Origin of the sequence: Enterobacter cloacae complex sp. 2015409, from assembly GCF_041365315.1 — a bacterium.
Classification (GTDB): domain Bacteria; phylum Pseudomonadota; class Gammaproteobacteria; order Enterobacterales; family Enterobacteriaceae; genus Enterobacter; species Enterobacter pseudoroggenkampii.
The window spans coordinates 399,684-423,743 of the sequence record NZ_JBFTVM010000001.1 but is presented as its reverse complement, the minus strand read 5'-3'; the positions used below and the strand labels follow the sequence as shown (position 1 = coordinate 423,743).

Here is a 24,060-nt window from a genome sequence, read left to right as displayed (position 1 = left end):
CCTAACCCTCTCCCACAGGGAGAGGGAACTAAAAACACCCTCTCTCACAGGGAGAGGGGAACCTACCCCTCCGGCTTAAACTGCGGGTTCGCCAGCATAAAGCCCCCGTCGACGATAAACGATTGCCCCGTTGTATAGCTGGCGTCGCTGTCGCACAGCCACGCGACCAGGCTGGCAATCTCTTTGGTATGGCCCGGCCTTGCCAGCGGGATTTCCGGCATTGAACCGTCCTTCACTTCGCTGTCGTCCATGTCATTCATCGGCGTGGCAATGGCACCCGGTGCGACGGCGTTCACCAGAATATTGTGCTTAACCAGCTCCATCGCCATGGATTTGGTTAACCCGCCGAGCGCGTGTTTCGCCGCCGTATAGGCGCTGGCCTCCGGAAGCGGAGTGTGCTCATGCACCGAGGTGATGTTCACAATCCGCCCCCCTTTCCCCTGCTTCACCATCTGCCTTGCGGCAATTTGTGAACAGAGAAACGCGCCGTCCACGTCGACGGTGAAAATATTCCGCCAGTCGTCAAACGGCATCTCGAGGAACGGCGCTTTGGTCATCGCCCCGGCATTATTGACCAGCACGTCCAGCCGACCAAAACGCGCAATCAGCGTTTCAATAGCCTCAGCGCCTTCCGGCAGCGTGCTTAAATCAAGATGGATAGCCTCCGCGCGCTGCCCCTGCGCTTCAACTTCGCGGCAGGTTTCCAGCGCCCCTTTCTCATCCGAGTGCCAGGTGACGCCAATATCAAACCCGCGCTCAGCCAGCATCAGGGCCGTGGTTTTCCCAATCCCGGAATCCGATGCGGTAACAATCGCTACTCTGGTCATACTCACCTCCTGAAAAACTGCAAAGAGGTAAGTATAGATAATGGCCTTTTTTAGCCATGATGATAGCCACCGCCCAGCGCCGAGGTCAGCTGCAGGGTAGCGTCGACATATTGCCCCTTCAGCAGCACGCCTTCGAGGTGCTCTTTGAGGGCCGGTATTCTGGCTTCACTGACACGGGAGCCCGCAATAATCCCCGCGCTGAAACGCGCCTGTGCCAGCGCCACAACCCGTGCCGCATCTTTTTCAACCTGCTGCTGTTGGCCGTTCTTCGCCATCAGCGTTTCGACTTCGCTGGCGGTGCGTGCCACCTGATTGACGGCCTCCACCACCGCTTTGTTGTAGTTGGCTACCGAAAGGTTGTTCTGCGCCTGAGCGATATCCAGGCTGGCGTTCAGCCTGCCGCTGTCAAAAATTGGCAGCGTCAGCCCGGCGGTGACGCCCATCTGCTGCGCGGATGAACGGAACAGATCGCTCAGGTGGAGGGCATCCTGCTGTAAGAACGCCATCAGGTTCACGTCAGGATAGAACGCCGCTCTGGCGGCCTCTACCTCGCTCATGGAGGCTTCGATATACCAGTGCGCCTCCTGAAGATCCGGACGGCGTGCCAGCAGTTCATATCCGAGCGTCGACGGTAACGAGGCTTCCACCGTCGGCAAGGCGTGCCGCGTAAGCTTCACGGAGGAGGAGTTCGTCAACGCGACCAGACGCGCCTCTATGGCTTTCATCTTCCCGTTGACCTCGGCCAGCTGCTCTTCGGTTTTGCTGGCGTTGATATCCGTTTCGACACCCTCCACCGAGGAGGTGATGCCGTGCTGGTACAGCTCGCGATCGGCACCGATAATATTGTCCTGCTCATGTTTGATCTGCGCGAGAACCTCCCCCGCGGCGGCCTGAGTTTGCCACTCCCAGTAGAGCCGCGCCACGCTGCCGGCCAGCAGCTGTCGGGTCTGCTCCAGCTCCGCTTTTTGCGCATTCACTTTGCCAATCCGGGCTTCGACCTGCGCGCGATTTTTACCCCACAGATCGAGATCCCAGCCTGCGGTCAGGCCAAAGGTGCCGTTGGTGTACCACGGCCCGGTGGTCCCTGCCGCCGGGTCGGTAATGGCAAAGGGCCCCATCAGCCCTTCGGCGGACATTTTCTGACGTTCAGCCTCGGCGGAAAAATCAATTTGCGGACCGTCGGCAGCCATAGCCGCTTTGGCCTGAGCTTCGGCAAGCGTAATCCGCTGACGGGCAATCTGCATATCCGGCGCATCGCTTAATGCTTTTGCAATAAGCCCGTTAAGCTGGGGATCGTTATACGCCTTCCACCACGCATTTTTCGGCCAGTCGGTATAATGCAATGAGGTATTCACAGACTTGGCGGCCGGTTGTGTATTTAGCGGAGAGACGGTGGAATGTTCAGGTGCGCAGGCTGCCAGAATTAATGCAAAGGGGACACTCAGAGATAAAATAAGAGAACGTTTCATTACGCCATATACTCAAAAAATAAAGGCGAAAAATACGCTTGATACTATTTATTTTTTTAGTAATGCGTGGCAATCCGTAAATTGTTATACATTTACATAATCAGAAAATTATTCACCAAATGAATAAATTACTTTGACTGAATAACCCGTGCAATATCAGAGGACGTCTGTAATGTACGAATCTCCTGAAATAACCCCAGCGCTTCATCGTACTCTTTACGTAAATAACTCAGCCACTGCTTAATTCGCGCGACGTGATACAAACCGGTGTCCCCCTGCTTTTCCAGACGACTGTATTTTTGCAGCAGCGTGACGACGTCTGCCCAGGGCATACGCGGTTCGTTATATTTCACCACCCGGCTGAGGTTCGGCACATTCAGTGCGCCGCGGCCAATCATGACCGCATCGCAGCCGGTGGCCTGCAGACAGGCCTGCGCGCTCTCGTAGTCCCAGATTTCGCCGTTGGCGATCACCGGAATGGTGAGGCGTTTGCGGATCTCACCGATCGCCTGCCAGTTAATGCGATCGGCTTTGTAGCCATCTTCTTTGGTACGGCCATGCACCACCAGCTCGGTGGCCCCGGCCTGCTGCACCGCATCGGCGATTTCAAACTGCCGCGCGTCGCTGTCCCACCCAAGGCGCACCTTAACCGTCACCGGCAAATGCGAAGGCACGGCCTCGCGCATGGCTTTCGCGCCGCGGTAAATCAGCTCAGGATCTTTCAGCAAGGTCGCCCCGCCGCCGCTGCCGTTGACCAGCTTCGACGGGCAGCCGCAGTTGAGATCCACCCCGTAAGAGCCCAACTCAACCGCGCGGGCGGCGTTTTCCGCCAGCCATTCCGGATACTGGCCGAGCAGCTGAATACGCACCAGCGTGCCGGAAGAGGTTCGGCTCTGGTTGTGCAGCTCGGGACACAGTCGGAAGAAGGATTTTACCGGCAACAGCATATCGACCACGCGCAGAAATTCCGTCACGCAGAGATCGTAATCGTTCACCTCGGTCAGAAGCTCGCGCACGAGGGAGTCGAGCACGCCTTCCATTGGGGCCAGTAAAACACGCATAGCAGTACCTGTGAAAAAAGACGCGCTATAGTATCTGCTCTGTATGTGTGTGGAAAGCTCGGCGTTCCATTCCGGAATGTCTGGTATGCTCAAAATTCATGATGTGATCCATGGCACATTTTTAGGTTTAATTGTATGATGAATGCGTTTCAGCAAGGACTATCACCATGAGCAAATCATTGAACATTATCTGGCAATATCTGCGCGCATTCGTCCTGATTTACGCCTGTCTGTATGCCGGGATTTTCATCGCGTCGCTGCTGCCCATCACCATCCCCGGCAGCATTATCGGCATGCTGATCCTCTTCGTTTTGCTGGCGCTGCAAATCCTGCCCGCAAAATGGGTCAACCCCGGCTGCTTCGTCCTCATTCGCTATATGGCGCTGCTTTTCGTGCCTATCGGCGTTGGGGTCATGCAGTATTTTGATTTGCTCAAGGCCCAGTTCGGCCCGATCGTGGTCTCCTGCGCGGTCAGTACGCTGGTGGTTTTCCTGGTGGTGAGCTGGAGTTCACATCTGGTGCATGGCGAACGTAACGTGATCGGGGAGAAAACAAAAAAATGATGGCCAATATCTGGTGGTCGCTGCCGTTAACCCTGGTGGTGTTCTTCGCCGCGCGCAAGCTTGCCGCACGTTTCAAAATGCCGTTGCTGAACCCGCTGCTGGTGGCGATGGTGGTGATTATTCCGTTCCTGCTGCTCACCGGCATTCCTTACGAACGCTACTTTGCCGGCAGCAAAATCTTAAACGACCTGCTGCAGCCCGCCGTCGTGGCGCTCGCCTTTCCTTTATATGAGCAGCTGCACCAGATCCGCGCCCGCTGGAAATCCATCATTACCATCTGTTTTGTCGGCAGCCTGGTGGCGATGATCACCGGTACGTCGGTGGCGCTGTTGATGGGGGCCTCACCGCAAATTGCCGCCTCTATTCTGCCTAAATCGGTGACCACGCCTATCGCGATGGCGGTTGGGGGCAGCCTCGGCGGCATTCCGGCCATCAGCGCGATGTGCGTCATTTTCGTCGGTATTCTCGGCGCGGTGTTTGGCCACACCCTGCTGAACGCGATGCGTATCCATACTAAAGCGGCACGGGGGCTCTCGATGGGCACCGCCTCCCACGCCCTGGGCACGGCCCGCTGCGCGGAGCTGGATTATCAGGAAGGGGCGTTTAGCTCCCTGGCGCTGGTGATCTGTGGGATTATCACCTCCCTGCTGGCCCCGTTCATTTTCCCGCTGATTCTGGCGGTGATGGGCTAAAATTTGCGATGCGTCGCGCAAATTTCATTTTGATTTCATAAGTTGCATACATAATGAGAAGTGGATCACATATAAAGCCCTGGCGGCTCCGTAAACTACCAATCCATTAACCTTTATGAGGCAAACGCCATGCACCCACGTTTTCAAGCTGCTTTCGCCCAGCTTGCAGAGAATTTGCAGTCAGCCCTTGCTCCCGTTCTGGCAGATGCGCACTTCCCCGCCCTGCTGACCGCGGAGCAGGTCACGATGCTGAAACAGGCAACGGGACTGGATGAAGACGCGCTGGCTTTCGCACTGCTTCCTCTGGCTGCTGCCTGCGCGCGGGCCGATCTCTCCCACTTCAACGTCGGGGCCATTGCGCGCGGCGTCAGCGGCACCTGGTACTTCGGCGGCAACATGGAGTTCCTGGGCGCAACCATGCAGCAGACCGTTCACGCCGAGCAGAGCGCCATCAGCCACGCCTGGCTGCGCGGTGAAAAAGCCCTGAGCGCCATTACCGTTAACTACACCCCCTGCGGCCACTGCCGTCAGTTTATGAACGAGCTGAACAGCGGGCTGCAGCTGCGCATCAACCTGCCAGGCCGCGCGCCGCACACGCTGGCGGATTACCTGCCTGACGCGTTTGGCCCGAAAGATCTGGAGATCAAAACCCTGCTGATGGACGAGCAGAACCACGGTTTCGCCCTGTCCGGCGATGACCTGAGCCAGGCGGCGATTGCCGCCGCCAACAAGAGCCACACGCCGTACAGCAAGTCCCCGAGCGGCGTAGCGCTGCAGTGCCGCGATGGCCGAATCTTCACCGGCAGCTATGCGGAAAACGCCGCGTTCAACCCAACGCTGCCGCCGCTGCAGGGCGCACTTAACCTGCTGAGCCTGAACGGCTATGACTATCCTGACATTCAGCGCGCCATTCTGGCCGAGATTGCCGATGCGCCGCTGATCCAGTGGGATGCCACCGCCGCAACGCTCAAAGCATTAGGCTGTACGACAATTGACCGCGTACTGCTGGCGTAATCCTTCCGGCGGGCAGAAATGCCCGCCAGTTTGCTGAAAAACCCCTCAGTTGAGTCGCTGTTTCTTGCGCTAACCAGGCGGGTAAAGTAGCCTGAGTTAAATTTCATCCACGCACGAGCCATCTGCATGTTAAAGCGCGTTTTTTACAGCCTGTCTGTCCTGGTCGGCATACTGCTGTTGATCGTGCTCGGTCTCGACCGCTGGATGAGCTGGAAAACCGCCCCCTACATCTTTGACGACCTGCAGGACCTGCCCTATCGTCAGGTTGGCGTGGTGCTCGGCACCGCCAAGTACTACCGCACCGGCGTCATTAACCAGTATTACCGTTACCGCATTCAGGGCGCGCTGAACGCCTACAACAGCGGCAAGGTGAACTACCTGCTGCTGAGCGGAGATAATGCGCTGCAAAGCTACAATGAACCGGTGACGATGCGGAAGGACCTGATTGCCGCGGGCGTGGATCCTGCCGATATCGTGCTCGACTACGCCGGATTCCGCACCCTGGACTCCATCGTGCGCACGCGCAAAGTCTTCGACACCAACGACTTCATCATCATCACCCAGCGCTTCCACTGCGAACGCGCGCTGTTTATCGCCCTGCACATGGGCATTCAGGCACAGTGCTACGCGGTGCCGTCGCCAAAAGATATGCTGAGCGTGCGCGTCCGCGAGTTCGGTGCCCGCTTTGGTGCCCTGGCCGATCTGTATATCTTCAAACGCGAACCGCGCTTTTTAGGCCCGCTGGTGCCGATTCCGGCGATGCATGAAGTGCCGGAAGACGCGCAGGGTTACCCGGCTGTCACGCCCGAGCAGCTGCTCGATATGCAGAAAAAAGAGAAATAACAGCACCGCCTTTATACTTTCTTTACGCCGGGCCTGACGCTTTTTATCTCCCCTTTACGTCGGCTCTTTTAAGCTGAGTTCACTGCCGCTACGGCTTCATTGAAGAATGACTATGAACTCGATAATGAATGCGTTTTTCCTCAAAAGTCTCCGTCCGTATTTTAACTTTCCCGGCTTATCACTCCCTGGTGCACTCAATTCCGGTCTCTGGCTTGATGAAAAAATTGACGCCCTGCAGCACAACATTTCAGTGGAAGTAGCCGATTACCTGGAACGTTACCCGCAGACGAAACATGTAGACGTTTACCTGAACGATATCAACGGCACGATGCGAGGCAAGCGTCTGTCGGTGGAGAGCATGCTGAGTCTGGAAAAAGGCTGTTACTTTCCCCTTTCGGTCTACTCGATGGATCAGAAGGGAAAAATCGCCGCCCCGCTTTATGATGAACCGGACCGGCTGTGCGTTCCGGTCGCCGGCTCCCTGCGACCCTGTCCGCAGGATCCGCAGCACAACGCGCAGATCCTGCTGACGATGAAAGACAGCGACGATAGCCCCTGCCCGCTTGAGCCGCGCGTGATACTGCAGAACGTGCTGGCCCGCTTCCACCGGCACGGCCTTTTCCCGGTGATTGCCCCGGAAATCGAGTTCTATCTGACGGGGCATGACGATCGGGATCCGCAAAATCAGGGCTGTTTTCATATGGATACCTCGTCGGCGCATGCCGCGCTGTTTGACGAGCTGGAGCAGCTGGCGCAACTTCAGCGCATCCCGCTGTCAGGGGTCGTAGCGGAAGCCGAGTCCGGTCAGTACGAATTAAACCTGAAGCACAGCCATCGCGTCGTTGAAGTCTGCGATAACGTGCTGGCGCTGCGTCGCCTGACCCGATACGTTGCCGAAAAGCACGGCCTGCAGGCCAACTTTATGGCCAAGCCCTTCAGCGAACTTTCCGGCAGCGGCTTGCACTTCCATTTCAGCCTCAACGACAGCCGCGGCGAAAACGTCTTTGCTTCCCCGGTTAACGCGCTGAACAGCATGGTGCGTTTGTGCATCGCGGGCCAGCTGGCGCTGATGCCCGCCTCTATCGCCATTCTTGCGCCGGGCGTCAACGCGTTTCGTCGCCTGCGTAAAAACCTGACGGAACCCGTATTTAACTCCTGGGGCTATAACACCCGCTCCGCCGCCTTGCGTATTCCCTGCTCGGATGACCACAACCGTCGTATCGAGTACCGGCTGGCCGGGGCTGACGCCAATCCGTATCTGGTGGCTGCTACTATCCTGACCGGCATGCTGTACGGGCTGGAAAATATCGACGAGGAGGAGTTGCCCGAACCGCAGCACGATCAACCTGAACTGCCGCTGTTTCAGCAGGAGGCGATTGAGACCTTTGCCCGCTGTCAGTACCTCACCGACAGCCTGGGCGACGCCTTTTCCGAACAGTGGATCGCCTGCAAGCTTTCTGAACTCGACTGGTTTGAACGCATTGTGACCCGAGAGGAGTCACAGCTGGCATAAGGCATAAAAAAAGCCCGCTCGGTGAGCGGGCCGGGTATCGCGAGAGACGATTATTTCTTACGCGCGTACTTCAGTGAATCCAGCGCAACCGCGAAGATAATGATGGCGCCTTTGATGATGTACTGCCAGTACGGGTTCACGCCGATATAGGTCAACCCGTAGTTGATGACGGTGAAGATGATCACACCGGTCACCACGCCCAGTACGGTACCCACACCGCCGCTGAAGGAGACGCCGCCCACCACGCAGGCTGCAATCGCATCCAGCTCGTACATGAAGCCAAGGTTGTTGGTTGCAGAGCCGATACGGCCCGCTTCCAGCATCCCGCCGAAGGCATAGAACACGCCTGACAGTGCGTAGATGATGAGCAGGTTCAGGGCAACGTTTACGCCGGACACTTTCGCCGCTTCCGGGTTACCGCCGATGGCGAAGATGTTTTTGCCAAAGCGCGTTTTGTTCCACAGGATCCAGACGAAGGCGACCGCAATCAGCGCATAGAAGGTGATATACGACAGGCGGAAGCTGCCCAGCGCAATAAACCCTTGCGTAAAGGTCGAGAAGCCGCTGTCAAAGCCCGAGATGGGTGAAGCACCGACAAAGTCGTAATACAGGGAGTTGATACCGTAAACGATGATCATCGTACCCAGGGTGGTGATAAATGGCGTCACGTTCAGGTAGGCGATGATAATACCGTTGATCAGACCAATCACCGCACCGATGGCGCAGACAATCAGGATCACCACGAAAATCGGCATAGTGGCCATTTCCGGGAAGACCTTGTTGGCGTTTTCCATCGACTGCAGCAGGGTTGCCGCGATAACCGCCGCCAGACCCACCTGACGACCGGCAGAAAGGTCCGTCCCCTGGGTCACGATCAGGCCCGCCACGCCCAGCGCAATGATAATACGCACAGAGGACTGGGTCAGAATGTTACTCAGGTTCAGCAGGCTTAAGAACGTAGGGTCCTGGAAAATAATGATAGCCAGCAGTACTAAAAGAACAACGTAAATACCGCCTTCTTTCAGGTAAGTGAGAAAACTTTTTTTATTTAACGCACTCATGAGGAGCCCCTGATCTTAAAGGTGCAAAGACGCAAGACGCAAAATTTCGTTTTGCGTTGTCGTTTTGGTGTCAACAATACCGGCGACGAGACCATTGCTCATAACCAGAATACGGTCTGTGATCCCTAACAATTCCGGCATTTCGGAAGAAATAATAATGATCCCTTTATTCTTTTTCGCCAGCTCGGCAATCAGCTGATAAATTTCAAACTTCGCGCCGACGTCAATACCGCGGGTCGGTTCATCCAGCATCAGAATTTCTGGCTGGGTTAATAACCAGCGGCCGATAATGACTTTTTGCTGGTTACCGCCTGACAGCGAACCAATCTGGGTGCGGTGGCCTGGCGTTTTCACGCGCATGGAGTCAATCACCCATTGGGTATCGCTCTTCATGCGGGAGTTATCCAGCAGCCCGACTTTGTTTTTGTAATTGCGAATGTTAGAAATTAACGAGTTAAAGTTAATATCCAGATAGGCATAAATACCGGTCGAACGACGCTCTTCCGTCACCAGCGCAAAACCATTATTAATGGCTTCGTTGGCGTTGTGGTTATTGATTTTCTTTCCATGCAGCGTAATGGTGCCTTCGGCTTTCTCACGAATGCCAAACAGGGTTTCCACGATGTCGGTACGCTTTGCCCCCACCAGCCCGGCAATCCCCAGGATTTCACCCTTGTGCAGGTCGAAGGAGACATCGCGGATAGACGGCTGACGCAATGAGGTCAGATTGCGCACTTCCAGAATCACTTCACCCGGCTTGTTTTCTTTGTCCGGGAAGCGCTGGTTCAGGGAGCGGCCGACCATCATGGCGATGATCTTGTCCATGTCCAGCCCTTCCAGCGGCTGCGTGGCAATCCACTGGCCGTCGCGCAGGATGGTGATCTCATCGCACAGCTGGAAGATCTCTTCCATTTTGTGGGAGATATACACAATGCCGCAGCCGCGCTCTTTCAGCTTGCGAATAATGGTAAAAAGGTGATTAACCTCTTTTTCCGTTAATGACGATGTCGGTTCGTCCATGATGACGATTTTCGCATCATAGGAGAACGCTTTGGCGATTTCGATCATCTGCATCTGGGAGACGGATAATGTTCCCACGCGGGCGCGCGGATCGATATCAATATCCAGCTCGTCGAAAATCGCTTTGGTGTCGCGATACATTTTGTCCTGATCGACAAAGACACCTTTGGTGGGATAACGCCCCAACCACATGTTATCCATGACTGAACGCTGCAGCACCAGGTTTAATTCCTGGTGAACCATCGAGATACCGTTTTCCAGTGCTTCTTTCGCTGAATGGAAATCGATCTCTTTCCCCTGAAAAAGAATGCTGCCAGAATCTTTTTGATAGATCCCAAAAAGACATTTTAATAATGTTGATTTACCCGCACCGTTCTCACCCATTAAGGCGTGAATAGAGTGAGGACGAACTTTTAAATTAACATTATCGAGTGCCTTAACGCCGGGAAATGACTTGTTGATACCGCTCATTTCCAACAGGTATTCACCGGATGACTGAGTAGTTGTGCTGACCATAATTATACCTTGTTGGCCTCGCATATCGCGTTATAAAAGGGCGCAACGAATTGCGCCCAGTGGAGACAGTACCGCTAACTTATTTACCGATAAACTCAGCCAGGTTGGACTGGTCTACGCCCACGTAAGGTACGCGAACGATTTTGTTTTCAATTTTCCAGTTGGTGCCATCTGCCGCGCCTTTGCCATCGGCCAGGTTTTTCGCCAGATCGAAGGTCGCTTTCGCCTGGTTGTTGGCATCGTTCAGAACGGTACCGGCCATCGCACCGGATTTAACCAGCGCCAGCGCTTCTGGCAGCGCATCCACACCGAATACCGGGATGGACGATTTGTTGTGCGCTTTCAGCGCTTCTACCGCACCCATTGCCATCGCATCGTTGTTGGCGATAACCACTTCGATTTTGTTCGCGTTAGGGCCGGACAGCCACGCGTCCATCTTATCTTTCGCCTGAGCGGTATCCCACATCGCGGTATCTAACGCCAGCTGCTGGGTTTTCAGGCCCTTGTCGTTCAGCTCTTTGATAACGTAAGTGGTACGCGCTTCAGCATCCGGGTGGCCTGGTTCGCCTTTCAGCAGCACGAACTGAATCTGACCGTCTTTGTTCAGGTCCCAGTTCGGGTTCGCCGCCCAGTGTTTGGCGATCAGATCGCCCTGAATAATACCGGACTCTTTGGAGTCGGTACCGACGTAATACGCTTTATCGTAGCTATCCAGCGCCTTACGGGAAGGTTCTTTGTTGAAGAAGACGATCGGCACGTTCTGGCCGCGCGCTTTTTCAATAACCGTGCCTGCTGCAGCCGGGTCAACCAGGTTGATGGCCAGGGCTTTCACGCCTTTCGCCAGCAGAACGTCGATCTGGTCGTTCTGTTTGGACTGGTCATTCTGGGAGTCGTTCATCAGCAGCTGAACGTCTGGCGCTGCTTTCGCATCTTTCTCAATCGCTTTACGCACAACAGACATGAAGTTGTCGTCGTATTTATAGATGGTCACACCAATACGGGTATCCGCAGCGTGCGCTGCTGCACCAAAAAGCATGCTTGCCATTACAGCAGACAGGGTCAACACCTTCTTATTCATGGTATCTCCGGTTTTTTTATGCAGGGTAGTTCTTGTGAATAACGATCGGCGGGCAGGTGTTAATAAAACGTTACTGACAGCCGAAGTTCACTTATAAAATTTCTATCTTCCGTGTTCGGTAACGCTCCAGAAATGCGTTTTATTCGTTGTTTGCGGCACGTTGGCTATAGTGAAAGTGAATAATCACCGTTACATAGCGTTTCAGCTCCTAAAACGCTGACATCATAGTCAGCGCCTTGTTAAGATACTGTGAATTTACTCACAGATTGAAAACGGTTACATCACCTCATGTAATCAGTTAGTGATCGGAACCACAGTTTGCCTGGCCGCGACGGAGTGGCGACGCACTAAAGTCGGCATGAAACAGTGCGTTGCGCCCGGATCCAGCAGCCCTGCCGCCCCCTGTAACGCCAGCTCAGTCGCCAGTTTCGCCATAGAGGCAATGGGGTAGCGCACCGTTGTCAGCTGCGGGTCGGTGTAACGGGCAATCGGAATATCATCAAAGCCAATGAGTGATAAATGCTGTGGCACCGCAATGCCGTTATCCTTCAGCGCAGTCAGGGCCCCTGCCGCCATGCTGTCGTTATAGGCAAACACCGCAGACAGCTGCAGGTTGCGGCCCAGCAGCTCCACCATCGCCGCTTCACCGCCCTGCATGTCCGGCGTACCGGTTCCCACCCAGCTTTCGGATGGCATAATGCCGTGCTCTTTCAGGGCGTTTTGCCACCCCTCGCGCCGCAGGTCGTCATCTTCAATCTGATGGCTGGAGGCCAGATAGCCAATCCGCTGATGCCCGTTGTTAATGAGCATTTTCGTGGCCATCATGGCACCGCTGACGTTATCCAGCCCGACGCAGCGATGGGCATAGCCGGGGACGATACGGTTAATCAGCACCATGCCCGGGATCTGATCCATAAAGCCGGTTAGCTCTTCATCGCTCAAGGCTTTTGAGTGGACAATCAAGGCGTTACAGCGCTGGCGGATCAGCACTTCGATGGCATGGCGCTCTTTTTCCGCCTCATGATAGCTGTTGCCGATCAGGACGTATTTCTGATGCTGCTGGGCGACCACGTCGACCGCTTTCACCAGCGCGCCGAAAAAGGCATCTGATACATCCATCACCACCACGCCGATGGTGTCGCTGACCTGCGTCGCAAGCGCCTGCGCATTGGCATTTGGCCGGTACCCGAGCTGGGTCACGGCTTTCATTACGGTTTCACGGGTTTCAGGGCTGACCAGCGCGCTGTTGTTCAGCACGCGCGAGACGGTGGCCACAGAAACGCCCGCCTGACGGGCGACGTCACGAATGGTGATCATATTCACCATCCTTCAAAGGATTGCAGCAACTCACAGACACCCCCTGTGTTTAGCAAGGTGGCTATTTTGGCAGCGAGAGAAAGGGGACTACGTGAAGAAGCTCACACTCATGAAAACGCTTACATCCGTTTTGTTAATGATTGTGATCCAGATCGTTATCTGGATGTGTTTTTCAATGATACCCCTGAAGCATGTGCGGTTAACTGACGCCACACCCACTCCAGCGGTCCCTGGTGGAAATAACGTAGCCAGAGAACAGAAAACGCCAGGTTAACCACCCAGACCGGGATAACAAACGCCAGCAGCGTGAGGCGGTCGAATTTCATAAACAGGCCAAAGCGATAGAAAAGCGTGGTGCAGAGAAGCGTTTGCAGGAGGTAGTTGCTCAACGCCATACGGCCCACGCAGGCGATAGCGCTGACGATCCACAGGCGGGAAAGCGTTGGCCAGAAGCCATAGATCAGCGCCGCGTAGCCGATGGTCTGGAACGGTGCGCTCAGTTCGCGCGGCACCTGGAGCAGGAACGCGCACCAGCGGTAATCCCAGTGGATGTGCCACTGCGTAATGACCGCCGGGAGGTTAATCAGCACGCCCAGCAGCACCAGCCCCACACCCGTTCGCCGATAGTGACGCAGGCTGAATTCGCCTTTCAGCCAGCCGGTGCGCATCAGTGACGCGCCCATCAGCATCATGCCCGCCAGCTGCCAGCCGTATTGCGCCCCCAGCGCAAGGAGGTTGTCCCCCAGCATATCCGCGCGGTTGCTTATCGCTTCCGTACCGCCTTTCAGCTTCCAGAACTGCTCGTACTGCAGGTTAGCGGCATCCGGGATCCAGGCACGGTTAGTCGCCTCGCCGGAGATCATCCCCAGCAGCAGCAATACGGCAAGCCCCATGACATAGAGCATCACGCCGGTGTTAAAAAGGCTTTTAACGCTGTGCGCATCGCGAATCAGCCGCCAGCAGATGAGCCCGACTAACCCATACGCGAGAAGAATATCGCCGTCCCAGAAGAACAGGCCGTGAATAAAGCCGAGGATAACCAGCAGCGTCAGGCGCGACTGGATCCAGCGCGTACCGCGTTTGAGGAGCAGTTGCAGACCCGCGCCAAACAGCAGGGCAAAGAGCGTGAGGAATTTGACCTGCGCGAAGAGGTCGAGGATCGCCCACGTCCAGGCATCACTGCGGGTGATGTCGCCATACCATGCAGGATTCAGATAAGCCGCCTTCGGCAAACCGAAGGCGGTGATATTAAGCAGCAGGATACCGAGAATGGCTACGCCGCGAACAAAATCGAGCGTGACGTTTCGCTCCATGGTCCCTGCCCTGTAAGACTTAATTGTGGTGACGTACGGCGCGCAGGAACTCCTGGCGGGTATTCTGGCTCGATTTAAACAGACCGCCCAGCGAGGTTGTGGTGGTCGCACTGGTGGCATCGCGCACGCCGCGCGCCTTCACGCAGTAGTGAACCGCGTCGATAGAGACGGCCACGTTATTGGTGCCGAGCAGCGTTTGCAGCGCGGTCAGGATCTGCTGGGTCAGGCGCTCCTGCACCTGCGGACGCTGAGCAAAGAACTGCACGATGCGGTTGATCTTCGACAGGCCAATCACCGTATCTTTGGGGATATACGCCACGGTCGCTTTACCGTCGATGGTCACGAAATGGTGTTCGCAGGTGCTGGTCAGCGTGATATCGCGGACCGTCACCATCTCATCCACTTTCATCTTGTTTTCAATGACGGTGATTTTCGGGAAGTTGGCGTAATCCAGACCCGAGAAAATTTCGTCGACGTACATTTTCGCGATGCGGTGCGGCGTCTCCATCAGACTGTCGTCACTCAGATCGAGATTCAGCAGCTCCATGATATCGGTCATATGACCGGCAATCAGACGCTTGCGGGTTTCATTGTCCAAATCCTGTACGGGCGGACGCAGTGGCGTTTCAAGACCGCGCGCAACCAGGGCTTCGTGGACCAGGGCAGCTTCTTTACTGAGTGATGACATTTTGTTCTCCTGCAGGTGTGGCGTCTTTTGCCCTCGTTGTGGCAAAAGTATGCGTTCATTGTGCGTGAGGCGGCGCACATAATCCAGTATTCACGACGATAATTATTGCAATTGCTGTTGCCTTTCAGCGTGACGATTCCAGACCAGGGCTCCGCCGACGAACAGCGCCACGCCCGCCAGCCCCAGCGCGGGCTCCAGCCGGTGGGTAAGCCAGGTTGATAACGCCGAGGTCATCGGGCCAATCAATTGCCCTATCGCATACCCGGTGGTGAGCAGGCCGGCCATATAGCGCGTGTGGTTTGGCGCCAACTCGCGACCGTATAAAAGAGAGAGCTGCACGGCACACAAAAAGCCGCCTCCCACCAGCAGCCCGCCCGTCAGCAAACCGCCAATCCCCGGCAGAAGCCAGGCCGCCAGCACGCCCGCCCCCTGTAACCACAGCACGATAGCCAGCCTGCGGTTAGCCGTTGAGGTGTGGCGTAAAAGAATACTGAGCGCAATGCCCACCACGGCGGCGAGACCAAAAATCGGCCAGACAAACTGGGCAAACAGGCTGCCGGGAAAACGCACCGCCGCCATTTGCGACAGGAAGGTCGCCGGGAGGATATAGCCAAACCCGGCCAGGCTGTAGCTCCAGACCAGGCGCTTTAAATCCGCCGTCAGCAGCAGCGGCTCCGGCGCGATGCCGGGTCGATGGAGCTGCCCGGATCGCGGCAGGTAGCGCGCCACCAGGGCAATCAGCACCAGCGCCAGCACGCCGTAGATTTGCCATGCCGCCCCGGCCGACAGGGATTTCGCCTGGATATAGACGGCGAGCAGCCCGCTCAGGGCGATGCCCGCCCCCGGTCCGGCAAACACCGCAGCGCTCAGGCCCGGTTTACCGAGCTGCCCCAGCCGTTCGTTGGTCCAGGCGGCAATGAGTACCATCGACCAGCCGCTCATGCAGCCGATGACAAAACGCAGCAGGCCGTGCACGACGGCGTTATCCGCCGCCGCGGAGAGCAGCGTCAGCGCCACCGCGCCGGTGATGCCAAGCCAGAGGCGCGTTTCCACAAAGCGGTGCGCACGCATGGCATCCCATGCGCCCACCAGATAGCCCAGGTAATTCATCGCCGCCACCAGACCCGCGCTGGTCAGCGTAAGCTGTCCGGCAGCAATCATCAGCGGCACCTGGGGCGTAAAGGCAAAGCGCCCTATCCCCATCGCCACCACCAGCACGACAAACCCACTGAGCGCAATACGCAGCGCCATGACCGCTCCAAATGTTAAAGAAAAGTAAATTTATGATGCAGCATCTCGCCCTCTGGCGAAAGTGAAAGTTACTCACAGGCCAATGAAAAGGCTGTATTATGGTTTTTATGAATACGCATTCTCATTAAGGAGCCCTGCATGGAACTGCTCGAAGAGCACCGTTGTTTTGAAGGTCGACAGCAGCGCTGGCGGCATGACTCCACCGTCCTGAACTGTGCGATGACGTTCAGCATTTTCCTGCCCCCGACGGAAAATCCGCCGGTTCTGTTCTGGCTGTCAGGTCTGACCTGCAATGACGAAAACTTCACCACCAAAGCGGGCGCGCAGCGTATTGCCGCCGAGCTGGGCATTGCGCTGGTGATGCCAGACACCAGCCCGCGTGGCGATGATGTGGCCGACGATGCAGGATACGACCTGGGCAAAGGCGCCGGGTTTTATCTCAATGCGACCGAGCAGCCCTGGGCGCGCCACTACCGCATGTATGATTACCTTCGCGATGAGCTGCCCGCGCTGATACAGTCCGGGTTTGCGGTAAGCGACCGCTGCGCCATCAGCGGCCACTCCATGGGCGGACACGGCGCGCTCATCATGGCGCTGAAAAATCCAGGAAAATACGTCAGCGTGTCGGCATTTGCGCCAATTGTGAACCCTACTCAGGTGCCGTGGGGGCAGAAAGCCTTCGCGAACTATCTGGGAGAAGATGAAGCGAATTGGCAGGAATGGGACAGCTGTGCGCTAATGCTGGCCAGCAAAGCGGAAGCGGCGATTCCCACCCTTATCGATCAGGGTGATGCGGACCAGTTCCTCGCCGGACAGCTGCAGCCTGCGGTGTTTGCTGAAGCCGCGCGCCAGAAGGACTGGCCGCTGACGCTGCGCATTCAGCCGGGATACGATCACAGCTATTACTTCATTGCGTCCTTTATTGAGGATCATCTCCGCTTCCATGCGGAGCATTTGTTCGGGTAAGTGCGGCCGATTGCCGGGTGGCGGCTTTGCCTTACCCGGCCTACATTCGCGGGTTTTGTAGGCCCGGTAAGCGAAGCGCCACCGGGCATAAAGGTTACATCAGAACTTATAATCCACACCGACAAAGTAGCGACGGCCATCTTCCGTGTAGCTGTAATCGTCGCGGCTCAGATCTTTGTCCAGCAGGTTTTGCACGCCCGCACGCAGCTTCACGCTTTTCGTCGCCTGCCACGCGGCGCCGGTATTCCAGATAACATAGCCACCCGGCGTTGGGTCGCTGCTGGTCAGCGCGCGTTTCTCACCGGTGTAGTTGCCCTGAACATAGAACGACCAGTCCTGCGTCGCCTTCCAGTCAACTGTACCGTTGGCGGTATGGAACGGCAGATCCGACAGCGGCTTGTTGCCGCCGTTGCTGATATCACGACCGTCGTTGTACGTGTAGTTCAGCGTCACTTTCCAGTCGTCCGCCAGCGGGAATTTCAGCTCGGTCTCCACCCCGCGGATGCGCGCCTTGTTAACGTTGTAGTAGCGGAAAATCGGTTCACCGTCCGCATTCAGGCCAACGTAGTTAGGGTAGCTCTGCGCCTGCTTCGCATTGGCCGTACGGCTAATGCTGATGCGGTCATCGACGTTATTCTGGAAGGTGGTGACGCTGGCCTGCACGCCCTCTAACCAGCCCTCTTCCCCGCTGTAGTAAAGACCGAACTCGAAGCTCTCGCTGGTCTCCGGTTTCAGATCCGGGTTACCGACAATCTCACAGGCACCGCGACACGAGCCGGTGACCCAGTCCGGGCTCAGCTGCAGCAGCGACGGCGCTTTAAACGCGGTCGCCCAGCCCCCTTTCACCGTTACGGTATCGGTCGCGTTGTAGACCAGATAGGCGCGCGGGCTCCAGTGGTCGCCGTAGGTATCATGGTCGTCCATACGGATACCGGTGGTCAGCGCCAGAGGTTCAAAGAGACGCCACTCATCTTCAAGGAACAGGGCATACTGGCTTGTCGACGTACTGCTGCTGGAACCGCCCGTCAGGTTGACCGGATCCTTCAGCTTATCGTGACGCCATTCGCCGCCGAAGGTCATCATCTGGTTGATTTCGCCCAGCGGCAGCACGTATTTTCCGTCCACCGCGTTGCTCTCGGAGGTGATCGGATTGCTGTTGCCCGGGTTTTTGTTATCTACCTTTTCGCCGTAAACCTTCAGCTCGCTGTTGCCGACGCCCCAGCGGCCGTTGTGGCTGAGAGAGTAGTTCTGACGTTCAAGGCGGTTTTTGTCGAGGGAATCCGAGTCACGGTCCTGACGGTCGAAACCGTAGCCCGCCGTAAAGTCATGATTTTCAGACGGCGTCCAGGCGAACTCCACATTCGCATCGCGGCTGGTGAAGCCCTCAATGCGCGGCGTTTCACCGCTCGCCGTGGTAGAGGACTTCTGCTGACCGTCTTTCTCACGCTTCGCGAGGCTACCGTAGGCTTTCAGCCCCAGCAGGCCGTCCACCAGCGGCCCGCTGGTATAGAACTGACCGTTATAGGTATCTCCACGGTCGCGATGTTCCTGAACCGTGGAATCGGCGCTCAGTGTACCCGTCCATTTCTGACCGATTTTCTTGGTGATAATGTTCACCACGCCGCCCAGCGCATCGGAGCCGTAAAGAGAAGACATCGGTCCGCGCACCACTTCGATGCGTTCGATGGCGTCAACCGGCACCCAGTTGAGGTCGAAATCATTATGGCGGAACACTGCGTTACGGGAATTGACGCGCTTGCCGTCGATCAGGATCAGCGTATAGCTGCTGTCCAGTCCACGAATACTTACCCCTTTACGGTTGTCCCCTTCGCTCGTGAGCTGCACGCCCGGCACCTCCCGTAACACATCTTTCAGATTCTGAACGGGTTTGCGCTGCAAATCTTCCTGGGTGATGACGCTGATGCTTGCCGGTGCGTCTTTCAGGTTTTGCTCGGTCGCGGAGGCCGTGACAACCATTGTGTCGCCGGATTCCGCTGCGATAACAGGCAGGGCCAGGGACATTGCGGACGCGCAAAGTCCTCCCCTGACGAAGGGATTCAACCTAAACATTCCATATCTCCATGAGGTAAATACAACTCAATCAAATCATCATTGCTCACAGCGTCTTCCCTGCCGCCCACATCTCCGGTGGGTCGGTAGCACGCTTATTTTTGATAACGATAAAGCAAACGATAATTATTATCAATTGAATTGTTAAGAAATATATCTTTGTTTCAGGATGCGGCAATAAAAAAGCCCGCTCAAACGAGCGGGCTAATAGAGAGGAAGTGCGGTTATTGTTTAAATCGTTCCGGGAATTCCATTTCACTGTAGCGAACGAATTTTGTTCCTTTCGTCAGCTTGTAACCAAACCAGATGACGAGGAACAGCGGAATACCAATGTAGGTCGCCGTGACAGCGCCCCAGTCAATGGTGTCCGCCAGGAACGCTTCATAGTTCTGTCCAAGCGTAATGATCAGGCACAGAATGAAGGCGAAAATGGGACCCAGCGGGAAGAAGCCGGAGCGATACGGCAGCGAGTTAATATCGTGACCCTGTTTGACGAAGCCACGGCGGAAACGGTAGTGGCTAATGGCAATCCCCAGCCAGGCAATAAAGCCCGTCATTCCGGACGTGTTAAGCAGCCACAGGTACACCGTCTGGTTGCCAAACATAGAGGTCAGGAAGCACAGACCGGCAATCACCGTGGTGGCATACAGCGCGTTACGCGGTACCCCGCCACGGGACAGCTTCGCGAAGATACGCGGGGCTTTACCGTCGCATGCCAGCGTGTAGAGCATACGGGTGGACGCGTACATCCCGGAGTTACCGGCTGAAAGCACAGCGGTCAGGATAACGGCGTTCATCACTGCCGCAGCAGAAAGCAGACCGGCGTGCTGGAAGACCAGCGTGAACGGACTGACGCTAATATCTTTAACGTCATTACGCAGCAGGCTTGGATCGGTGTACGGAATGATCAGGCTGATAATGAGGATCGCGAACACGTAGAACAGCAGGATACGCCAGAAGACCTGACGAACCGCGCGCGGAATATTTTTCTCAGGGTTCTCTGACTCACCGGCAGCGATACCAATCAGCTCGGTCCCCTGGAAGGAGAAACCGACAATCATCGCCACGCCAATCATCGCCGACAGTCCACCGGCAAACGGCGCATCGCCTGTTGTCCAGTTACTCCAGCCCGCAGGTTCTGCGCCTTTGAAAATACCAACGATCATCGCCACACCGACGACGATAAAGATGATGACGGTTGCCACTTTGATCAAAGAGAACCAGTATTCCGCTTCGCCAAAACCGCGCACGGAGATGTAGTTCAGCAGGAAGATGACGGCCAGGAACAGGGCGCTCCAGATCCAGCCCGGCGTATCCGGGAACCACCAGTTCATTACCAGCTGCGCGGCGACGAGGTCAACGGCGATAGTGACCGCCCAGTTGTACCAGTAGTTCCAGCCCAGCGCGAAGCCAAAGCCTTCTTCAACGTATTTTTGACCGTAGGTCGAAAACGAACCGGATACCGGCATGTACGCGGCCAGTTCGCCGAGACTGGTCATCAGGAAGTACACCATCAGGCCAATCAGGATATAAGAGAAAAGTGCCCCACCCGGGCCGGCTGCCGAAATCGTTGCGCCAGAGGCAACGAAAAGACCTGTACCGATTGAGCCTCCAATGGCGATCATCGTCAGGTGACGCGCCTTGAGTTCACGACGTAGCGTGGGCGCTTCTGTGGTTTTAATTTCTGAAACCATATGAAAATGCTGTCCATTTAATAAATGAGGCGCGATTGTAGCAGACGATCCGCGTTCCTTCCGGCAGAAATACTCAGTTATAAGAGAGCTTCATGACTCGGCCAGGATTATAAGTAAAGCATAATTTTTCCCTCTCCCCTTTGGGGAGAGGGCAGGATGAGGGGAAGATTACATCTCGCAATAGCGCAGAAAACGCTGCAGCGAGCTGGAAAGGTGTTTCTGACGATGATGAATGCACCACAGCGTGCGCACCAGCTTCGGCAATGGAACCGGGATTTCAACCAGCGACCCCGTTTCAAGCTGTTCGGCAATGACGCGCCGGGAAAGACAGCTGATCCCCAGGCCATGACGCACCGCGTGCTTGATGGCCTCAGAGTTCCCCAGCTCCATCCCTAACTGGAAATGCGGCAGATGGGAAAGCAGCAGATAATCGACAATTTCACGCGTGCCGGAGCCCTGTTCGCGCAGGATCCACTGCGCCTGCGCCAGGCGCTCCAGCGTCACCTCGCCCTGCAATAACGACGAGGCCGGGGACGCAAACACCACCAGCTCATCTTCCAGCCAGGGCTCGGCAATGATATCGACGTTATGGCAGGGTCCTTCGATGAGTCCAATATCCACGCGGAAATCGATCACCGCGTTGATGACGTCCTGGCTATTGCCCACGCTCATCTCCAGCGGCAGAGTCGGGAAATCCCGGCGGTAGCGGGCAATCACTTCCGGCAGGATGTAGTTCCCGATGGTGCTGCTGGCATAGACGCGGATCGCACCGTTGTCTTCGCGGAACAGCTGCTCGATTTCGATAGCCTGCTCCAGCAGCGCCAGCGCGCGCGGATAAAGAAGACGGCCGTGCTCGTTCACCACAAGCCGCTTCCCTACCCTGTCGAAAAGCTGAACGCCCAGCTGTCCTTCAAGATCGGTCAACGCCGCGCTGACCGCAGACTGCGAAAGCGCCAGCATTTGTGACGCCTGGGTCGTCGAGCCGCTTTTCAGCACCTCGGCAAACACTTCCAGCTGACGCAATGTAATGTGCATGGTTGCTTACCACTTATATAGATTGATTATAAGTATATAATCAATTTTATTTTTAAGCCAGAGCGCCGTAACCTTTAGCCAGACAAAGGAGAAGGTTATGTCAGAAATCACCTTACAACATCATCGTACAGTGTGGCACTTCGTGCCGGGCCTCGCGCTTAGCGCAGCAGTGACCGCCGTAGCATTATGGGGCGGCAGCATCCCGGCTATCGCAGGCGCGGGTTTTAGCGCGTTGACGCTGGCCATTTTGCTCGGCATGGTCGTGGGAAATACCGTTTACCCACATATCTGGAAATCCTGCGACGGCGGCGTGATCTTTGCCAAACAGCACCTGCTGCGTCTCGGGATCATCCTTTACGGCTTCCGTCTCACCTTTTCGCAGATTGCGGATGTGGGCGTAAGCGGAATCGCCATCGATGTCCTGACCCTGACCAGCACCTTTTTGCTGGCCTGCTTTATCGGCCAGAAAGTCTTTGGCCTGGATAAGCAAACCATCTGGCTGATCGGTGCCGGGAGCAGTATTTGTGGAGCCGCGGCGGTGCTGGCAACAGAACCCGTCGTTAAAGCCGAAGCCAGCAAGGTGACCGTGGCGGTAGCGACGGTGGTGATCTTCGGTACGCTGGCGATTTTCCTCTACCCGGCCATGTATCCGCTGGTTGCCCACTGGTTTAGCCCGGAAACCTACGGCATCTACATCGGTTCGACCATGCACGAAGTGGCTCAGGTGGTCGCGGCAGGACACGCCATTAACCCGGACGCCGAAAACGCAGCGGTGATTGCCAAAATGCTGCGCGTGATGATGCTGGCCCCGTTCCTGATTTTCCTGGCCGCTCGGGTTAAGCAACTGGCACCGGCAGACAGTAACCAGAAGAGCAAAATCACCATTCCGTGGTTTGCGATCCTGTTCATCGTGGTCGCTATCTTTAACTCCTTCCACCTGCTGCCGAAAGCCGTTGTCGATATGCTGGTAACGCTGGATACCGTGCTGCTGGCGATGGCCATGGCGGCGCTGGGGGTGACCACACACGTCAGCGCGCTGAAAAAAGCCGGTGCGAAACCGCTGCTGATGGCGCTGGTGCTCTTCATCTGGCTGATTGTCGGCGGCGGTGCCATTAACCTCGCGGTGCACAGCCTGATGGCATAAACCATCTCGTCCTTCTCCTGCTAACCCGCTATCATAAGCGTTTCGGGTTAGCAGGAGTTTTTATATGAAATATGTTGGAGCGCACGTCAGCGCTGCAGGTGGCCTTGCAAATGCCGCCATTCGCGCCGCCGAAATCGAGGCGACCGCTTTCGCCCTGTTCACCAAAAACCAGCGCCAGTGGCGCGCCGCAGCGCTCACCGCTGAAGTGATTGATGATTTCAAGGCTGCCTGTGAGAAGTACCACTACGGGCCAGGCCAAATCCTTCCCCACGACAGCTACCTGATCAACCTCGGTCACCCGGTTGAAGAGGCGCTGGAAAAATCCCGCGAGGCGTTTCTTGATGAAGTACAGCGCTGCGAACAGCTGGGGCTGACGCTGCTGAACTTCCATCCGGGCAGCCATCTGATGCAGATCGACGAAGATGCCTGCCTGGCGCGCATTGCCGAGTCCATCAACATCACCCTGGACAAGACCAAAGGCGTCACCGCGGTGATTGAGAATACCGCCGGTCAGGGCAGCAACCTCGGCTTCAGGTTCGAACATCTGGCGGCGATTATCGACGGCGTGGAGGATAAATCCCGCGTTGGCGTGTGCATTGATACCTGCCACGCGTTTGCCGCCGGCTATGACCTGCGCACAACCGAGGCAACGAAAAACACGTTTGATGAGTTCGAGCGCATTGTGGGCTTTAAGTACCTGCGCGGCATGCACTTAAACGATGCGAAAAGCGCCTTTGGCAGCCGCGTTGACCGCCACCACAGCCTCGGCGAAGGCAACATCGGCCACGATGCGTTCCGCTTCATTATGCAGGACGCCCGCTTCGACGGTATTCCGATGGTGCTGGAAACCATCAATCCGGATATCTGGGCAGAAGAGATTGCCTGGCTGAAGGCACAGCAAACCGCTGAACAGGCGGCATAAAAA

The 24,060-nt window shown here is 56.2% G+C and carries 21 protein-coding genes; 8 read left to right on the top strand and 13 right to left on the bottom strand.

What is annotated here, in order from left to right:
* Positions 1-62 precede the first annotated feature (62 nt).
* The 3 genes from ACDO57_RS01920 to dusC all read right to left on the bottom strand — a co-directional run bounded on the left by ACDO57_RS01920 (position 63) and on the right by dusC (position 3,357).
* Positions 63-827: an SDR family oxidoreductase gene (locus ACDO57_RS01920; RefSeq protein WP_024908156.1), complete on the bottom strand. Its 765-nt coding sequence runs from the start codon at positions 825-827 to the stop codon at positions 63-65.
* A 50-nt stretch (positions 828-877) separates the two neighbouring features.
* Complete coding sequence (gene mdtQ, locus ACDO57_RS01915; protein ID WP_090419536.1) at positions 878-2,296, bottom strand: multidrug resistance outer membrane protein MdtQ; 1,419 nt, start codon at positions 2,294-2,296, stop codon at positions 878-880.
* Between the two features lie 128 nt (positions 2,297-2,424).
* A complete protein-coding gene (gene dusC / locus ACDO57_RS01910) occupies positions 2,425-3,357 on the bottom strand; it encodes a tRNA dihydrouridine(16) synthase DusC (RefSeq protein ID WP_267216901.1) in 933 nt (310 codons plus the stop codon).
* Between the two features lie 167 nt (positions 3,358-3,524).
* Between dusC and ACDO57_RS01905 the strand changes: the two genes are divergently transcribed.
* From ACDO57_RS01905 to ACDO57_RS01885, 5 genes are all read left to right on the top strand, one after another.
* Positions 3,525-3,920, top strand: a complete 396-nt coding sequence (locus tag ACDO57_RS01905) for a CidA/LrgA family protein (protein ID WP_014884558.1) — start codon at positions 3,525-3,527, stop codon at positions 3,918-3,920.
* Complete coding sequence (locus ACDO57_RS01900; RefSeq protein ID WP_048992525.1) at positions 3,917-4,612, top strand: CidB/LrgB family autolysis modulator; 696 nt, start codon at positions 3,917-3,919, stop codon at positions 4,610-4,612. Before ACDO57_RS01905 ends, ACDO57_RS01900 begins: the two co-directional genes overlap by 4 nt.
* Before the next feature lie 129 nt (positions 4,613-4,741).
* A complete protein-coding gene (gene cdd, locus ACDO57_RS01895; RefSeq protein ID WP_046091540.1) occupies positions 4,742-5,626 on the top strand; it encodes a cytidine deaminase in 885 nt (294 codons plus the stop codon).
* Between the two features lie 126 nt (positions 5,627-5,752).
* Complete coding sequence (gene sanA / locus ACDO57_RS01890) at positions 5,753-6,469, top strand: outer membrane permeability protein SanA (RefSeq protein ID WP_008500918.1); 717 nt, start codon at positions 5,753-5,755, stop codon at positions 6,467-6,469.
* Between the two features lie 124 nt (positions 6,470-6,593).
* Entirely contained in the window at positions 6,594-7,982 is a 1,389-nt protein-coding gene (locus ACDO57_RS01885; RefSeq protein ID WP_248272694.1) for a glutamine synthetase family protein, read from the top strand.
* Positions 7,983-8,032: 50 nt separating this feature from the next.
* Here ACDO57_RS01885 and mglC read toward each other — a convergent pair whose 3' ends face one another.
* The 7 genes from mglC to ACDO57_RS01850 all read right to left on the bottom strand — a co-directional run bounded on the left by mglC (position 8,033) and on the right by ACDO57_RS01850 (position 16,226).
* Positions 8,033-9,043 carry a galactose/methyl galactoside ABC transporter permease MglC gene (gene mglC / locus ACDO57_RS01880; protein WP_008500921.1) on the bottom strand — a complete coding sequence of 337 codons (1,011 nt, stop codon included), beginning with the start codon at positions 9,041-9,043 and terminating at the stop codon, positions 8,033-8,035.
* Positions 9,044-9,058: 15 nt separating this feature from the next.
* Positions 9,059-10,579 (bottom strand): galactose/methyl galactoside ABC transporter ATP-binding protein MglA, encoded by a 1,521-nt coding sequence (mglA, locus tag ACDO57_RS01875; protein WP_032646557.1) that lies wholly within the window; start codon positions 10,577-10,579, stop codon positions 9,059-9,061.
* A 79-nt stretch (positions 10,580-10,658) separates the two neighbouring features.
* Positions 10,659-11,657: a galactose/glucose ABC transporter substrate-binding protein MglB gene (mglB, locus tag ACDO57_RS01870; protein WP_024908164.1), complete on the bottom strand. Its 999-nt coding sequence runs from the start codon at positions 11,655-11,657 to the stop codon at positions 10,659-10,661.
* 294 nt (positions 11,658-11,951) lie between these two features.
* Entirely contained in the window at positions 11,952-12,974 is a 1,023-nt protein-coding gene (gene galS / locus ACDO57_RS01865; RefSeq protein ID WP_024908165.1) for an HTH-type transcriptional regulator GalS, read from the bottom strand.
* A gap of 155 nt (positions 12,975-13,129) precedes the next feature.
* Entirely contained in the window at positions 13,130-14,287 is a 1,158-nt protein-coding gene (yeiB, locus tag ACDO57_RS01860; protein WP_370883458.1) for a DUF418 domain-containing protein YeiB, read from the bottom strand.
* A 19-nt stretch (positions 14,288-14,306) separates the two neighbouring features.
* The gene (folE, locus tag ACDO57_RS01855; protein WP_008500927.1) at positions 14,307-14,975 is read right to left on the bottom strand and encodes a GTP cyclohydrolase I FolE; all 669 of its coding nucleotides are present in this window, start codon (positions 14,973-14,975) and stop codon (positions 14,307-14,309) included.
* Between the two features lie 102 nt (positions 14,976-15,077).
* Positions 15,078-16,226: a YbfB/YjiJ family MFS transporter gene (locus tag ACDO57_RS01850; RefSeq protein WP_370883457.1), complete on the bottom strand. Its 1,149-nt coding sequence runs from the start codon at positions 16,224-16,226 to the stop codon at positions 15,078-15,080.
* A gap of 138 nt (positions 16,227-16,364) precedes the next feature.
* On the opposite strand from ACDO57_RS01850, the gene fghA reads away from it, so the two are divergent.
* Entirely contained in the window at positions 16,365-17,192 is an 828-nt protein-coding gene (gene fghA, locus ACDO57_RS01845) for an S-formylglutathione hydrolase (protein ID WP_048992535.1), read from the top strand.
* Positions 17,193-17,291: 99 nt separating this feature from the next.
* On the opposite strand, the gene cirA is transcribed toward fghA, so the two are convergent.
* The 3 genes from cirA to yieE all read right to left on the bottom strand — a co-directional run bounded on the left by cirA (position 17,292) and on the right by yieE (position 21,991).
* The gene (gene cirA, locus ACDO57_RS01840; RefSeq protein ID WP_208763090.1) at positions 17,292-19,262 is read right to left on the bottom strand and encodes a catecholate siderophore receptor CirA; all 1,971 of its coding nucleotides are present in this window, start codon (positions 19,260-19,262) and stop codon (positions 17,292-17,294) included.
* A gap of 224 nt (positions 19,263-19,486) precedes the next feature.
* Positions 19,487-20,956, bottom strand: coding sequence for an amino acid permease (locus ACDO57_RS01835; protein WP_024908170.1), 1,470 nt, complete (start codon positions 20,954-20,956; stop codon positions 19,487-19,489).
* 168 nt (positions 20,957-21,124) lie between these two features.
* Complete coding sequence (gene yieE / locus ACDO57_RS01830; RefSeq protein ID WP_024908171.1) at positions 21,125-21,991, bottom strand: DNA-binding transcriptional regulator YeiE; 867 nt, start codon at positions 21,989-21,991, stop codon at positions 21,125-21,127.
* A 97-nt stretch (positions 21,992-22,088) separates the two neighbouring features.
* Here yieE and ACDO57_RS01825 point away from each other — a divergent pair, with 97 nt between their 5' ends.
* Positions 22,089-23,135, top strand: coding sequence for a YeiH family protein (locus ACDO57_RS01825; protein ID WP_370883456.1), 1,047 nt, complete (start codon positions 22,089-22,091; stop codon positions 23,133-23,135).
* 64 nt (positions 23,136-23,199) lie between these two features.
* The gene (nfo, locus tag ACDO57_RS01820) at positions 23,200-24,057 is read left to right on the top strand and encodes a deoxyribonuclease IV (protein ID WP_024908173.1); all 858 of its coding nucleotides are present in this window, start codon (positions 23,200-23,202) and stop codon (positions 24,055-24,057) included.
* Positions 24,058-24,060: the final 3 nt, after the last annotated feature.